We start from the raw sequence: 15,076 nt of genomic DNA on the forward strand, positions 1-15,076 counted from the left end.
ATATTATGTTACATGTAGTAGGAGTTTGCGCATTGATGAGACAGGAGAGAAATGTGATGCCGCATCGTGCGCTATAATTATGCAATTTTTTAGAAAGTAGGTTATTTCTTATGGGTAACAGTATTAAAGACTGGAAAATCGGTGACCCGATGATCAATGAGAATGATTATTGGCAGGATCCAAATTATGTGGCAGAGGATCCCGAGAAGGAGCAGCTTGTTTTAAAGCTTGCATCCATGATTACCGATCGCTATGCGAAGAAGCTTTTTGGAAAGCTTAACAACAGAGACCCCGAGTATTGGATGCTTGACCTTATTCTTAATAAAGAGCAGGTTAAGTTCCTTATCAACTTTAAGAAGACTCGTGTGCCTTACAGTATTGAGGAACTTGCCTCAATGAACAATATGAGCGTCGAAGATGCTCAGAAGATGATAGATCGTCTCGTATGGATCGGTATTGTTGAGATGAATCGCGCAAAAACTGCAGATAAGCACAAGCAGTATGAGCTTCCGATTTTCGTACCCGGTTCTGCCGAGTTCATGATGATGCAGGATAAGCTTACGGATGAATTCCCGCAGCTTGCAACATTCTTTAATCTTATGACACAGCTTCCGCTTGGCGGCATTACTCAGATGGTTCCTCCCGGAGGAGCAGGTGTAGGTATGCACGTTATTCCTGTTGAGAAAGCTATCAGCATTGAGAATACATCAGTCCCTGTTGAGCATCTTTCAAGATGGATTGATATGTATGATAAATACGGTATCTCCGAGTGTTCCTGCAGAAAACAGCAGACAATGCGCGGAGAGGGAAGCGGTGAAATTCGCGGCGACTACTGTATCGGAATGGGCGATATGGCTGAGTATATGGAAAGCCGTGGAATTGGCCATTATGTAAGCAAGGAAGAAGTTTACGAGATTCTTGAGCGTGCAGAACGCCACGGATATGTTCACCAGATTACAAATATCGATGGAGAAGGAAAAATAGTTGCTATCTGTAACTGTGCTCCCGGTGTATGTAATGCACTTCGTACCTCACAGCTTTATAACACACCCAACCTTTCTGCATCTGCATACCGTGCACATGTCGAGAAGGATAAGTGCGTTGCTTGCGGAAAATGTGTTGAGGTATGTCCTGCAGGTGCAGCTAAGCTTGGTCAGAAGCTTTGCAAAAAGGATGGCTCACAGGTTACTTATCCTAAACAGGAACTTCCTAATTCCAAGAAGTGGGGACCTGAAAAGTGGAATTACAATTATCGTGATGATAATAAAGTTAACTGCTATGAAACAGGTACAGCTCCCTGTAAGACAGCATGCCCCGTACATCTTTCCGTTCAGGGATATATCAAGATGGCTGCAGAAGGAAGATATGAGGATGCCCTTAAGCTTATAAAGCAGGATAATCCGCTTCCGATGATCTGTGGTGCTGTATGTAACAGACGCTGTGAGGATGCTTGTACAAGAGGTACTATCGATCAGCCTCTGGCAATCGATGAAATCAAGAAGTTCATAGCTTCTCTTGATCTTAGGAAGGAATCAAGATATGTTCCGCTTTGCGAAAAGCACGACGGCGGAATGTGGTCAGACGACTACAAGATGGCTATTATCGGTGGAGGCCCCGCAGGACTTTCCGCAGCATATTTCCTCAGAAGAGACGGTTATCCGGTAACAGTATTCGAGAAGGAAAAGAGACCAGGTGGAATGCTTATGAACGGTATTCCCAGCTATCGTCTTGAAAAAGATATCATCGAGGCCGAGATTGACGTTATGAAGCAGATGGGCGTAGAGTTCAAGTGCGGCGTTGAAGTAGGTAAGGATGTTACTATCGAGGAACTCAGGAAACAGGGGTATAAGGCATTTTTCCTTGCAATCGGATGCCAGGGCGGAAGACTTGCAGGTGTTCCCGGTGAGGACGCTGAAGGAGTTCAGACAGGTGTTGATTTCCTCAGAAAGGTTAACCTTGATCACAGTGTAAGATTAAATGGCGACACTGTTGTTGTCGGCGGTGGTAACGTAGCAATCGACGTTGCAAGAACTGCAGTAAGAGCAGGTGCTACAAAGGTGACAATGCTTTGCCTTGAGAGTGAAAAAGAAATGCCTGCCGCAAAGGATGAAGTTGAGGAAGCTAAAGAAGAAGGCATTGAAGTATTAAACGGATGGGGACCTAAGGAAATTCTTACAGAAAACGGTAAGGTTACAGGCATAGTATTCAAAAAATGTACTTCTGTAAAGGATCCTGACGGAAGATTCAATCCTAAGTACGATGAGAACGAGACCATCACTATTAAATGTGAGAACGTTCTTCAGTCCATTGGACAGTCAATTGTATGGGGTGACCTTCTTAAGGGAACCAAGGTTGAACTTCGTCCTAACGGTGGAGTTATTGCTGATTCACTTACACTTCAGACTGCAGAGCCTGATATTTTTGCAGGCGGAGATGTATTTACAGGTCCCAGATTTGCAATTGATGCTATCGCAGGTGGTAGAGAAGCATGCGTTTCAATGAACCGTTTTGTACATCCCGGAAACAGACTTGACCTTGCAAGAGACAGAAGAGAGTTTATAGAACTTGATAAGGATGATATACTTGTTGAGAGCTTTGACAATGCTCCGCGTCAAATTCCTGGCAAAAAAGCCGGAATTGCAAAGGATACCTTTGACGATCTTCGCCTTACCCTCACAGAGGAGCAGGTAAAGAAAGAGGCAAACAGATGCCTTGGATGCGGTGCAACTACTGTTGATGAAAACAAATGTATCGGTTGCGGTCTGTGCACAACAAAATGCGAATTTGATGCAATTCATCTTAGCAGGGATATACCTGAAGCAAGTACTATGGTAAGATCAGAGGATAAGCTCAAATTGGTCGGACCGTATGCTGCGAAGCGTGCGGCCAAAATAGTAATTAACAAGGTGAAAGGTAACAAATAATTTTGGTACTAAACTGTCATGATCTTTCAAAATCCTTTGATGGTAAGGATGTTTTGAAGGGAGTATCTTTTCATATTGAGGATAACGAGAAGGCTGCGATAGTAGGAATAAACGGTGCAGGGAAGACAACGCTCATCAGAATGATTATTGGTGAGCTTACTCCCGATACCGGATCGGTTACGTTTTCAAGAGACACGACTTTTGGATATCTTGCTCAGAATCAGAACATAGACAGTGCGCACAGCATCTATGAAGAGCTTCGCGAGATGAAAAGGGATGTTATTGATCTGGAGACTGAGATACGAGCTGCGGAAGCTCAGATGGATATTCTTCGCGGCGAAGAACTCGATCGGCTCATGGAACGCTATGCTCAGATGAACCACGAATTCCAGCTTAAAAACGGTTATGCCTGGGAGAGTGAGGTCATTGGTGTAGCAAAAGGTCTTGGATTTTCTGAGGATGAATTCGATAAGAAAATATCGACACTTTCCGGAGGTCAGAAGACCAGAGTGGCTTTGGGTAAGCTTCTTTTGCAGAGCCCGGATCTTATAATTCTCGATGAGCCTACAAACCATCTCGATATGAACTCTATAAGGTGGCTTGAGGGTTATCTTATGAATTATAAGGGTGCAGTGCTTATTGTATCCCATGACAGATACTTTCTGGATCGTATCGCCCAAAAAGTGATCGAAATAGATCAGACAAATGCTGATGTTTATATTGGAAACTATACTGCATATGCCAAAAAACGCGAGCAGATCAGAGCTGCCAAGCTGAAGGCATATCTGAATCAGCAGGCAGAAATTAAGCATCAGGAAGAAGTTATAGATAAGCTTAAACAGTTTAACCGTGAAAAGAGTATCAAACGTGCCGAGAGCAGAGAGAAGATGCTCGATAAGATAGAACGTCTTGAGAAGCCCACGGAGGTAAGGGATGATATGCGTATAACCCTTACACCTAACTGCGTGAGCGGTAATGACGTAATGCATGTTGAGAGTATTGCCAAATCCTTTGGAAATGAGCAGCTTTTTAAGGACATTTCTTTTGATATTAAGAGGGGTGAGCGTGTTGCAATTATCGGCGATAACGGAACCGGTAAGACAACAATGCTTAAAATCATTAATGGCATGGAGACTCTTGATGAAGGAGAAATCATTCTCGGTGTAAAGGTTCATGTCGGTTATTACGATCAGGAACATCAGGTTCTTCACAATGAAAAGACTCTTTTTGAAGAATTATCCGATGCATATCCGTCAATGAATAATACTGAGATCAGGAACACTCTTGCAGCGTTTCTTTTTACCGGTGATGATGTGTTTAAACGCATCGGAGATCTTTCCGGCGGAGAGAAGGGAAGGGTTTCACTTGCAAAGCTTATGCTTTCAGAAGCTAATTTCCTGATTCTCGATGAGCCTACGAACCACCTGGATATTACCAGCAAGGAAATTCTTGAGGATGCTCTTTGCGGATATGAAGGAACTGTTTTATATGTCAGCCATGACAGATATTTTATAAACAAAACAGCGACCAGAATACTTGATCTTACTCACGGATCACTGGTTAATTATATTGGTAACTACGATTACTATATGGAGCATTGTGAGGAACAGACAGCTCGTGCTATTGCTGAAAAAGGAGATAATTCCTCTTTTGGCAGAGGAATCGAGATGGATTCTGCTGATGCTGTTTCAGGTTCGGGTTTTGGCAAGCTTGCTTCAAAAGGAAGTACTTCCGATGCTGATTCCGGTTCAGGTGCAGCAGACTGGAAAGCACAAAAAGAAGAAGCAGCAAGAAAGCGTAAACAGGAAGCTGCTCTGAAAAAATGTGAAGATGAGATAGCTAAGTTGGAAGAGAGGAATGAGAAAATAAATGAAGAACTCTCAGATCCTGATGTAGCGACCGATCTTGCTAAGGTTCGAAAGCTATCCGATGAACTTTCATCAAACGAAGAACGCCTTTCGGAACTCTATGATGAATGGGAAACCTTATCTGAGTAATCAAAAAAGAAGCTCTTTCAAGGACTAACTTGGAAGAGCTTCTTTTTTTCCTTTTCTCATTTAAAACCCTTATGCAAAAGCATCAAAGGAACTACCGGGTTGACTGTAGGAATAACCTGACATATCACGTCCGTAACCTACCGTTGTGTTACCGAATTTTGAAGCAATCTGATTATATTGCTGGCTTACTTTCAGAGCTTCATCCTTGCCATCGGTACTGGCAACTTCACCGACTTTTACTTCCTGAGCATTAGGATAAACGACAGGAGCAACAGTGGCGATATCACCAACAGCCTTATGCTTGTCATACACATCCGATACAGGAGCCTGATTGGATACTGTATAATTCATAGGCCTTGCCTGGTACATATTGTAAGCACCTAATCCATCAATTGACATTCCCATATTTTTATCTCCAACTTCTAAAAAACTACATAAGAAGATATGGTTATTATAATTTCCAATTCGAAACAATTCATAAACTGGGTATTAAAGAAAAGATAAAAATGCATATTTCTGAAAACTAATTTCATCAGATATTATCTACGTTGAAACATTTTTTCAAATTTGTATTAATGACAAATAAAATTATTGTAAAGTCAATTTATAAGATTGACGAAAATTTAACAGATAGTATAATTAAAATTAGCCGAATTTTACAGAGTAATAAATAACATAATTTTTTCGGTGTCAGTCATGGAGGATGTATGGCGAGAAAAGAAATATCTCAGGCTGTTATCAGCCGATTGCCCCGCTATTTCAGATACTTAGGTGAACTGAAAAGTCAGGGAATAGATAGAGTTTCATCTCAGGAACTCAGCGATATTATGAAGGTTACTGCTTCACAGATCAGGCAGGATTTTAATAATTTCGGAGGCTTCGGACAACAAGGCTACGGCTATAATGTTGAGTACTTATATGAGGAAATAGGTAAGATACTCGGCCTTGACAGGGAGCATACACTTATCATTATTGGGGCAGGTCATCTTGGACAGGCTCTTTCCGGTTATAACAATTTCTTCAACAGAGGATTTATATTTAAAGGAGCTTTTGATTTAAATCCTAAGCTTCATGGTAAGAAAATACGTGATATTGAGATCAGACCTGTCGAAGAGATTGAACAGTTTGTAAAAGAAAATAAGATAGAGATTGCGGTCCTTGCAATACCTAAGGATCAGGCTGTTCCTATGGCGGATAAACTTGTAAAATGCGGCATAAAGGCTATATGGAATTTCGCACATGTTGATCTTGATCTTCCTGAGAATGTTCAGGTCGAAAATGTTCATCTGTCAGATTCGCTTATGAAACTTTCATATAGCATTGATAGATATGAAAATAATCACAACTCCAGGAAATAACAAGTGATTTAAACCGCTTGGAGGATGCCGATATGGCTAATAACGACTATTCTGATGCTCTTGTCGGAAAGGATATTCCGATTCTTTCCAAGGATGAAAAATGGCAACAGCTTTTCCTTCTTAGTCCCAAAACTCCCAAAATAAAGGAGCTTGAGGCTGAGCTTAATAAGCTTGTGAACATACAGGAAAAGACAAGGGAAAAAATTAAGGACATAAAGAGGCTTAAGAAAAAGCTTCTCGGTGAGATTGTTGTCCTAAGAGATGATGCGGGAAAGAATCCAAAGAGGCGGAAGAAGATTGAGGCCGAAATTGATGATCATACACGCCTTATCAAGGAGTGCAATGATAAGATAGAGGAGTGCGAGGACGATATGCTCGGACTTCCCAGAGAGATTTATCAGATCGATTATCAGCTCATGATCGAGACGATGAATATCTTTTATAAAAGAATGCATGATAATACCCTCGAAATCGATGCTGTTGATGAGTGGATATCAAAAGTAAGGGTACAGCTGAAAAAGAATATTATCCGAATGCAGGAAAAAGAGCTCGAAAACTTTAATGTATATTCCTATATGCACAACATTTTCGGACCTGAAGTTATTGATCTCTTTGATCTAAAGTACGATCCTGAAAAACGACACCCTGTAATCAGACCCGGAATGACTGAACGCGATGGGATAATAGTAGAAGATGAAAAATTTACCGATAATTGATAAAAATTCAAATTATGTTGTAAGCGCTGCCGAGATGAAGCGATGTGATGCGGCTACAATCTCCGAGTTCGGAGTGCCGCAGGATGTTCTTATGGAAAGGGCGGCGCTTTCTATATGCAAATATGTAAAAAAAGCTCTTCCGGAGGGCGGTAAGGTTCTGATTCTTGCGGGAAGTGGGAATAACGGCGGTGATGGAATTGCAGCGGCCAGACTTCTTTTTCAGGATAAAATACCTGTCACGCTTGTTCTTGTTAATCACAGTCTAAGTGATAAGGCTTCAAATACAAAAAGGACTTCCGCATGTAGCTCACAGCTGAAAATAGCATTGTCCTATGGCCTTAATGTCGTGGATTTTGATCAGTCCAAACTTGGCTCTCAAATAAAAAAATGTGACGTAATAATTGATGCCATGCTGGGGATAGGCTGCTCAAGGGACCTTACGGGGGATTATTCAGCCGCGGTATGGGAAATCAATTATTCAAGAGAAGATTATGATGGGAAATTCCCACATGTTATAGCAGCTGACATACCAACAGGTATTAATTCGGATACGGGGCAGGTACATGGCTATGCAATAAGGGCAGATGAGACAGTGACCTTTGGCTTTTTGAAAATGGGGCTTGTTTTTTATCCTGGAGCTGCTCATGCAGGTGAGATACATATAGTGAATGTGGGTATCACTGAGGATGGCTTTTTGAAGGATTATCCCAAATTTAAGTATGTTGACATCCCTGATAAAAAGGAAATCCCGGTTAAGCTGCTGCCACCAAGAAATCCTGCGGGTAATAAAGGTTCGTTTGGGAAAGTTCTTGTGGTTGCCGGAAGTAAAAAAATAAGCGGTGCATGCATAATGGCTGCTGAGAGCTGCATTCGAAGCGGTGCCGGCATGATAAAGGTTTATACAGATGAGGCAAATCTCTCGGCTATTCAGACACTTCTGCCTGAAGCCATGACGGATACTTATACCGAAGAGGGATTCAATCTTTCTGATACTATCGAATATAGCAAAAGCAAAGAAGCTCTTATTTCAGCAATCGGATGGGCGGATGCTATAATATGCGGACCGGGAATAGGAATCAGTAATTCTGCAAAAGAAATCATGAAGATTATTCTTCAAAATGCTGTGCTCCCTCTTATTCTTGATGCGGATGCACTTAATATCATATCATCCGAAAAAGATATAAGAGATCTTGTTTGCGCATACAATGCAGATATTATTATGACGCCTCATCTGGCTGAGTTTTCAAGACTTAGCGGTAAGGATATACATGATTGCAGGACTTGTATCATGGATGAGACGGCAAGACTTGCAAAAGAATTTCATGCGAGTATTATATGTAAGGACGCACGAAGTGTTATTTCCGACGGAGAAAGAAATTTTATTAATATAAGCGGAAATGATGGAATGGCGACTGCAGGAAGTGGTGATGTTCTTGCAGGTCTTTTGGGTGCGCTCGTTCTTTCAGGATACAGTGATGTCTTTGAAGCTGCTGTGGCCGGTGCTTATCTGCATGGTGTAGCAGGAGATATGGCGGCAGTAAAGCACGGAAGGCAGGGTATGACGGCAAGAGATATCTCAAGAAGTCTTCGAGATATTTTTTCCGGAAATATGAGCTGTTAAGCTTTGAGTTAAAAAACAAATATTATGAAATCAGAGGCAATATGAGAAATGCTTGATGAATATTCAAGAGTATATGCAAAGGTAGACTTGGATGCGATATCCCACAATGTGGATTGTATGTATAATTCGCTTCCGAGAAATACAAAAATGCTGGCTGTAGTTAAGACAGACGGCTATGGATTTGGTGCGGTTCCGATCGCAAGGATGCTCCAAAATGATGTTTATATATGGGGATTCGCAACAGCAACTGCAGAGGAAGCCTTTGAATTAAGAGAAGCAGGCGTAAGTAAGCCTATTCTTGTTTTAGGCTACACTTTCCCTTATGCATACGAGAGAATGCTCAGAGAGAATATAAGGCCTGCGGTTTTCAGATATGACATGTTGAATCATTTGTCAGAGCGTGTAAAAAAGAGACGAGCTCAGGGCGGAAAAGAGGTTTTTCATGTGCATATTGCAGTGGACTGTGGAATGAGCAGGATTGGAATTCGCCCTGATGCTGATGGCGAGAACTTTGTAAAAACTGCTCTTGCTACAGACGGAATAGAGGTTGAGGGTATTTTTACCCATTTTGCAAGAGCTGATGAGGCTGATCTTACCGATGCCCACACAAGACTTAAGGAGTTCGGTGATTTTGTTTCAAAAGTTGAAGAATATAACGGATACAAGATACCGATAGTGCATTGCTCAAATAGTGCAAGCATAATCGATATGCCCGAAGCTCATATGGATATGGTCAGGTGTGGTGTAACCATGTACGGCATGTGGCCTTCGGAAGAGGTGAGCAGAAATAAGATAGACATTAAGCCCGTAATGTCGTTATACAGCCATATATCATACATAAAGGATATCCCGGAGAACACTCCCGTGAGCTATGGCGGAACATTTGTGTCCGATAGGAGAATGAGAATTGCGACCATTCCGGTAGGTTATGGTGATGGTTATCCCAGAAGCCTTTCAGGTGGCAAGGGATATGTTCTTATTCATGGTGAAAAAGCCAGAATTCTCGGAAGAGTATGCATGGATCAGTTTATGGTGGATATATCCGGTATTCCCAATGCAAAAGAGGGAGATGAGGTTATCCTTATAGGCACTGCCGAAAGCTCTTTCGGAGAAGGAGAACCCGCTAGAATAACTGTCGAGGAGCTTGGTGAGATCAGCGGAAGATTTAACTATGAATTTACCTGCGATTTAAATCACCGCGTTCCAAGACTTTATGTCAAAGATGGAAAAATATTAAAGGATTTTGAGATTTAATAAAAAAAGCCTTCCCCTTGGGGGCGCTCGACGTCCGGGGTTGCTACTCGTCCGGGGGACGAGTGCTTAGCAACGACCGGAGTGGAACGTAGACCGTCAGTTCAGCGCGGACCGAAGCGGAGCGAAGACAGGTGTCAGCGAAGCTGACGGATGAGGGGTTACCCCAGCCTTTTTTTTGCTTCGCTGTATTGATGGTTTATCTCTTGCAAAGCCGAAGTATCACCATCCATATTATCCGGGTGATAGAGCTTTACAAGAGATTTATATTTTTTATTTGCTGAATCAAGGGTTGTGCATCCGGCAAAGAAGTCAAAGTGCTCAGCAGCAGAGCTGTGCTTAAATGGTTTATAAAAGCGGCTTTTTATTGGTTCTTCATCATATTCTGTATCATCAAAGTCTTCCTCATAATAGAGGTCTGATCCATTTTCATATTCCTCAAAATCTTCTTCATATTCATTACTGTAATCATCCTCATATTCATCTTCGTAGTCCTCTTCATAAAAATCATCAAGAGCTTTCTGTCTTTTTGTCTGACCGAAAGTATCATTTTCAAACTCATCGTGGTGTCTTTGAAGCCATCTGTCATAGCTCTTTTCGTTAAGCTTTCGTCCTACTGAAGGGAAAAGTCTGCGATATCTGGCTTTGAATACATCAGAAGACGATTTTCCTATAATTACGCTTCCGACAAGATATCCGAATAGATCTATCAGTACTGGGATGAGCAAAATTCTTCCCGCATAGACAAAGGTCCCTGCACCGATAAATACAAGAAATATCGGAACCGCAAGTATGAGCAGAAACAAAAACAGTATAAAATACATAAGAGTTCCACTGTACTGGGACAGAAGTGTAAGATATCCCTGAAGCGTTTCAAGGATAAGATTTTTCGTGCTTGTGGAATCAAAATTGATGGGAAGTATAGAAGACAGGACGTTTTCACCTGCAAAAACTTCTATTATCAAGGCAATAAAAAAAAGACTGTAAACAATTCCTGTAACAGGCAGTATAAGTAAGAACAGTCGCAGTAGCCAGAATAATAAGCGCAGGAAAAAACCTATCATATCGAAAATATTTTTAATTATCCATATAAGTCCTTTTGTAAGGAACTCAAAAAATGCTGAAATCATATGCTTATTTTACTTTAACGAAAAAACGATGACAAGTGGGTAAGAAATTCTCGTTTTCTTGACTGTAAATACGCAAAATGCTATATTTTATTTTGACGCATTTTGCGATTTTGATAGCAAAGGAGATGAAAATAGATGGACGATGGTGGGCCTACTGCCACTGCTTTTTTACTGATATTTATTGTCATGATTCTCATGGATGTGCTCTGTTATGGTTTTGGGGCAGCAATTGAGAATCTGAAACCGGATGATCTAAATAAAAATGGTGATAAGGATGAGGATAATCCAAGTCCTTTACGTGAAAGAGAAAAGAAAACAGCTAAGAAGCTCGAACAAATACTTGAGTTTCCCGGGAGATATATAAACACGATACAGCTGCTTACTCTTCTTATAAACATGATATTCGGTGTAATTTATATCAGAGAATTAAGCAGTATCACATACGGTCTCTTAAGCCGTCATATTAGTAATATCACACTTTTGAATATTATTTCATACGGCATAGCCTTTGTATTGCTGATGTACATCATCTTAACGATAGGTGTTCTTATTCCGAGAAAACTTGGTGCCAGATATCCTGAGAAATGGGCGTATTTCGGCGTTGGTGCCATTTCAATGATAATTACCGTCTTTAGTCCGTTCACAGGTCTTGTAAGACTTACGGCGATGGGAATTCTTAGATTGTTCGGTTTTCATTGGGATGCTGATGATAATGATGTAACAGAGGAAGAAATAAAATCGATGGTATCCGAGGGGCAGGAGCAGGGAGTTCTTCAGGATTCCGAGGCTGATATGATCTCAAATATTTTTGAGTTTTCAGATAAGCAGGCTCAGGATATTATGACTAACAGGAAAGCGATGGTATGTATAGATGGAAATACCACGCTGAAGGAAGCTGTAAACTTTATGCTTGATATGAATAACAGCCGATTTCCTGTTTATCTTGATAATATAGATCATATCATTGGAATTCTTCACATTAGAGATGCGATGAAAAAGCTTTCGGAGCACACTGATGATGATACACCCTTAAGAAAAACAAGAGGACTTTTGAGGTCTCCCAGAAACGTGCCTGAGACCAGGAATATTGACAGCCTTTTCCATGACATGCAAAAGTCCAAGACGCAGATGGTCATTGTTATTGACGAGTATGGTCAGACCGCAGGGCTTGTGTCTATGGAGGATATTATCGAGGAAATAGTCGGTAATATAATGGACGAATATGACGAGGATGAAGACTATATTGAGGCTACATCCAATGAAGATGAATTTATAATTGAGGGCAAAACTCCTCTCGAGGATCTTGAGGATAGGTTTGGAATTGAATTTGAGGATGCCAATTTTGAAACCGTAAATGGGCTTCTTATCTCAAAACTGGATAGAATCCCTGAGGAGGGTGAGGACTTTACCGCGGAAATCGAAGGATATTCATTTAAAATTCTTTCGGTTAAGAATCACATGATCCAAAGCGTTTTGGTTAAGAGGATTAAAGAAGAAAAATCCGAGGAAGCCGAAGACGATCAGGAAAATAAAGAAAATTAATGACTTTTAGGAGGATACAATGTCAGGACATTCAAAATTCGCTAATATTAAGCATAAAAAGGAGAAGAACGACGCTGCAAAAGGTAAGATCTTTACAGTCATCGGACGTGAGATTGCCGTAGCAGTTAAGGAAGGCGGTCCAGATCCGTCAAACAATTTCAAGCTTGCACAGGTTATTGCTAAGGCAAAGGCAAACAACATGCCTAATGACACTATTGAGCGTGGAATTAAGAAGGCTGCAGGAGCTGACGGAAGTGTTAACTATCAGACACTTACATATGAAGGCTATGGCCCGGGCGGCACAGCAATCATCGTTGATACACTTACAGATAATATCAATCGTACAGCTGCAAATGTAAGAGCTGCATTTTCAAAGGGCAACGGTAATGTAGGTACACCCGGATGTGTATCTTACATGTTCGATAAAAAAGGTCAGATCCTTATCGATAAGGAAGAGTGCTCTATGGAGTCAGACGACCTTATGATGCTTGTCCTTGATGCAGGGGCTGATGATTTTAATGAGGAAGATGACAGCTACGAGATTCTTACAACACCCGAAGCTTTCCAGGGAGTTGTAGAGGCTCTTGATAAGGAAAAGATTGTGTCTGCTTCCGCAGAGATTACAATGATTCCTCAGAACTATGTTGAGGTTACTGACGAGAACAACATCAAGTGCATCCAGAGAATTCTTGATATTCTTGAAGAGGATGATGATGTTCAGGCAGTTTATCACAACTGGGACGACAGCGCAGCTGAATGATTTGAAATAACCCTACTTTAAATGACGAAGTGGGAAAAATTATCCCTGCCTTCTCCTAGGGGAGAAGGTGGCACGAAGTGCCGGATGAGGGGAAAATAAAACATGGGGAGGCCTTGAGATGAAGCTGGAAAAGACATGGATGGGGATTTGTGTCTGGGTAATTTATTTTGTGGGAATGTTGTTTGCCATAGGAGTTACCGGCTTTGTTTCGGGGCTTTTTCCATATTATGGCAGATATTATGTGGCAGGCGGCTTTATTATTGCGTGTTTGGCAGCGTCTGCTCTAATTGGATTTCTTGCAAATCTTGCAGTTTCGAAGGTAATTTCATCGACCGCTATAAGTGAATATAAAAAGCCTTTGTGGCTCGAAATATTTCTTCCATTGGCAATAATTATTGCCGGAATAATTATATTTGGATATACATCGGCATTGATAAATGATTATACGGGTAATATGAATCTGTATAACAGTGCTGTTGTAGCAGCGTCAGGGCAGGAGACATTATCTGGTGGAATGGCTGACAGAGCGTATGTTGGTTGTCTTAAGGTGTTTATGGGATTTTTGGGAAATTCTCTCAATTCCGCGTATATGCTCAATTTAGTCCTGAGAATCTTTATGGTTATATTTTTATATATAAGCTTGAGAAAGGCTCTTGGATTGATCCCGGCTTTCCTTGGAGCAGCTGCTGTTGTTGCTATTCCGACTTTTGGGTATTCTCTGAAAACCATTGATTCTATGCATCTTATAGGCATGACATTTTTCTTGCTTTTGATGCTCACTGTATTTTATGTGAAAGGCTTTACAAAGAACTCCTGCAATAGGTGGTACTATAAGATTTTTAGTATCCTGCTCGGAGCATTTTTTGGTCTCATGATCTATCTGGAGGCGTCCAGTGCTGCCATTCTAGTATTCCTTGTAGCGGCATGGGTGCTTTCTGATATGTACTGCGAGACTTTCAATATTTGTCTGAATGAAATTATTCTTTTGGTTTCCGGAGTGCTTTCTTTTGGAGGAATGCTTATTCTGGAGGGCGGATATGATAATATACCCGATACTTATTTTCACTGGACTTGGAGATTTTTCGGCTATAATGAAAATGCATGGCTTCTTATGGTAAAGAGCTCTGCATATAATACTTATCTTGCTTTTGGACTCCTTGCACTCGCTCTGATACCGGCTGTTTTATATCTTATAAAGCGAGATACAAAAATTTGTCCATTACTCATGCTTTCGGTACTGGGGATTGTTTGCTCGGTATTCCTTGGTGATACGATAGCAAACAGTGAGGTTATGATCGTTGCTTTCGTGGTTATCATGATATCATGCGGGATTTCTGCTATCATACATGTAAGGGAATTTGAGCCTGTCGAGAAGACGGAGAAGACGGAGAAGACGGAAGAGCCGGAGACCATAGAAAATATTGAAAAAATGAATGACAGCAAAGAGAAGACTCCCAGATATGTTCCTGAGGGGATGGTTTTACCGGTTGGAGAAGAGGATGAAGAAGATATCGCTCCGCACTTCAATATGAATCGCCCTGAAATGGCAGCTATCGGAATTCTTTCGGTTGGAACTGCGGTCGCCGCAGATAAGATGGCTTCAAAAACAGAAGAAAATGTTTCGCAGCCTCTGACTGAAATTGAAGAAGATTCTGTAGAAGAACCGGCAAATGAATCTGTAGAAGCATCTACTGAAGAGCCTTCTGCTGAAAGAAAAGATGATTTCGACCTTAACATCGCACCGGACGATGATTTTGATATTTAATTTGTGAGGATA

At 41.2% G+C, this 15,076-nt stretch carries 11 protein-coding genes; 9 read left to right on the forward strand and 2 right to left on the reverse strand.

The genetic code is table 11. The features are described 5' to 3' along the window. Positions 1–149: 149 nt before the first annotated feature. Both G596_RS0100405 and G596_RS0100410 read left to right on the forward strand, forming a co-directional pair. Positions 150–2,924: an FAD-dependent oxidoreductase gene (locus G596_RS0100405; RefSeq protein ID WP_044927637.1), complete on the forward strand. Its 2,775-nt coding sequence runs from the start codon at positions 150–152 to the stop codon at positions 2,922–2,924. 2 nt (positions 2,925–2,926) lie between these two features. Next, the gene (locus G596_RS0100410) at positions 2,927–4,921 is read left to right on the forward strand and encodes an ABC-F family ATP-binding cassette domain-containing protein (RefSeq protein ID WP_022759847.1); all 1,995 of its coding nucleotides are present in this window, start codon (positions 2,927–2,929) and stop codon (positions 4,919–4,921) included. Between the two features lie 69 nt (positions 4,922–4,990). On the opposite strand, the gene G596_RS0100415 is transcribed toward G596_RS0100410, so the two are convergent. After that, positions 4,991–5,326 carry a hypothetical protein gene (locus G596_RS0100415; RefSeq protein WP_022759848.1) on the reverse strand — a complete coding sequence of 112 codons (336 nt, stop codon included), beginning with the start codon at positions 5,324–5,326 and terminating at the stop codon, positions 4,991–4,993. 302 nt (positions 5,327–5,628) lie between these two features. Here G596_RS0100415 and G596_RS20360 point away from each other — a divergent pair, with 302 nt between their 5' ends. The 4 genes from G596_RS20360 to alr are packed head-to-tail and all read left to right on the forward strand — an operon-like array spanning position 5,629 to position 9,870. Further along, positions 5,629–6,279, forward strand: coding sequence for a redox-sensing transcriptional repressor Rex (locus G596_RS20360; protein ID WP_022759849.1), 651 nt, complete (start codon positions 5,629–5,631; stop codon positions 6,277–6,279). A 32-nt stretch (positions 6,280–6,311) separates the two neighbouring features. After that, the gene (locus G596_RS20365; protein ID WP_022759850.1) at positions 6,312–6,995 is read left to right on the forward strand and encodes a hypothetical protein; all 684 of its coding nucleotides are present in this window, start codon (positions 6,312–6,314) and stop codon (positions 6,993–6,995) included. After that, positions 6,973–8,616: a bifunctional ADP-dependent NAD(P)H-hydrate dehydratase/NAD(P)H-hydrate epimerase gene (locus G596_RS0100430; protein WP_022759851.1), complete on the forward strand. Its 1,644-nt coding sequence runs from the start codon at positions 6,973–6,975 to the stop codon at positions 8,614–8,616. Before G596_RS20365 ends, G596_RS0100430 begins: the two co-directional genes overlap by 23 nt. Before the next feature lie 48 nt (positions 8,617–8,664). Continuing rightward, positions 8,665–9,870 carry an alanine racemase gene (gene alr / locus G596_RS0100435; protein ID WP_022759852.1) on the forward strand — a complete coding sequence of 402 codons (1,206 nt, stop codon included), beginning with the start codon at positions 8,665–8,667 and terminating at the stop codon, positions 9,868–9,870. A gap of 158 nt (positions 9,871–10,028) precedes the next feature. On the opposite strand, the gene G596_RS23320 is transcribed toward alr, so the two are convergent. Next, positions 10,029–10,832, reverse strand: a complete 804-nt coding sequence (locus G596_RS23320) for a hypothetical protein (protein WP_196805168.1) — start codon at positions 10,830–10,832, stop codon at positions 10,029–10,031. 300 nt (positions 10,833–11,132) lie between these two features. On the opposite strand from G596_RS23320, the gene G596_RS0100445 reads away from it, so the two are divergent. The 3 genes from G596_RS0100445 (at position 11,133) to G596_RS0100455 (ending at position 15,064) form a co-directional block, all read left to right on the forward strand. Further along, positions 11,133–12,539, forward strand: coding sequence for a hemolysin family protein (locus tag G596_RS0100445; RefSeq protein ID WP_022759854.1), 1,407 nt, complete (start codon positions 11,133–11,135; stop codon positions 12,537–12,539). A 19-nt stretch (positions 12,540–12,558) separates the two neighbouring features. Next, positions 12,559–13,299: a YebC/PmpR family DNA-binding transcriptional regulator gene (locus G596_RS0100450; RefSeq protein WP_022759855.1), complete on the forward strand. Its 741-nt coding sequence runs from the start codon at positions 12,559–12,561 to the stop codon at positions 13,297–13,299. 118 nt (positions 13,300–13,417) lie between these two features. Continuing rightward, a complete protein-coding gene (locus G596_RS0100455) occupies positions 13,418–15,064 on the forward strand; it encodes a hypothetical protein (protein WP_022759856.1) in 1,647 nt (548 codons plus the stop codon). Positions 15,065–15,076: the final 12 nt, after the last annotated feature.

Source organism: Butyrivibrio sp. AD3002 (assembly GCF_000420905.1).
Lineage (GTDB): Bacteria > Bacillota > Clostridia > Lachnospirales > Lachnospiraceae > Butyrivibrio.

What these genes read in the sequence shown, in the direction of transcription:
- G596_RS0100415 (WP_022759848.1), bottom strand. Translation starts at nt 5,326, where the DNA reads ATGGGAATGTCAATTGATGGATTAGGTGCTTACAATATGTACCAGGCA.
- G596_RS20365 (WP_022759850.1), top strand. Translation starts at nt 6,312, where the DNA reads ATGGCTAATAACGACTATTCTGATGCTCTTGTCGGAAAGGATATTCCG.
- G596_RS0100455 (WP_022759856.1), top strand. Translation starts at nt 13,418, where the DNA reads ATGAAGCTGGAAAAGACATGGATGGGGATTTGTGTCTGGGTAATTTAT.
- G596_RS20360 (WP_022759849.1), top strand. Translation starts at nt 5,629, where the DNA reads ATGGCGAGAAAAGAAATATCTCAGGCTGTTATCAGCCGATTGCCCCGC.
- G596_RS0100405 (WP_044927637.1), top strand. Translation starts at nt 150, where the DNA reads ATGATCAATGAGAATGATTATTGGCAGGATCCAAATTATGTGGCAGAG.
- G596_RS0100450 (WP_022759855.1), top strand. Translation starts at nt 12,559, where the DNA reads ATGTCAGGACATTCAAAATTCGCTAATATTAAGCATAAAAAGGAGAAG.
- alr (WP_022759852.1), top strand. Translation starts at nt 8,665, where the DNA reads ATGCTTGATGAATATTCAAGAGTATATGCAAAGGTAGACTTGGATGCG.
- G596_RS0100430 (WP_022759851.1), top strand. Translation starts at nt 6,973, where the DNA reads ATGAAAAATTTACCGATAATTGATAAAAATTCAAATTATGTTGTAAGC.
- G596_RS0100445 (WP_022759854.1), top strand. Translation starts at nt 11,133, where the DNA reads ATGGACGATGGTGGGCCTACTGCCACTGCTTTTTTACTGATATTTATT.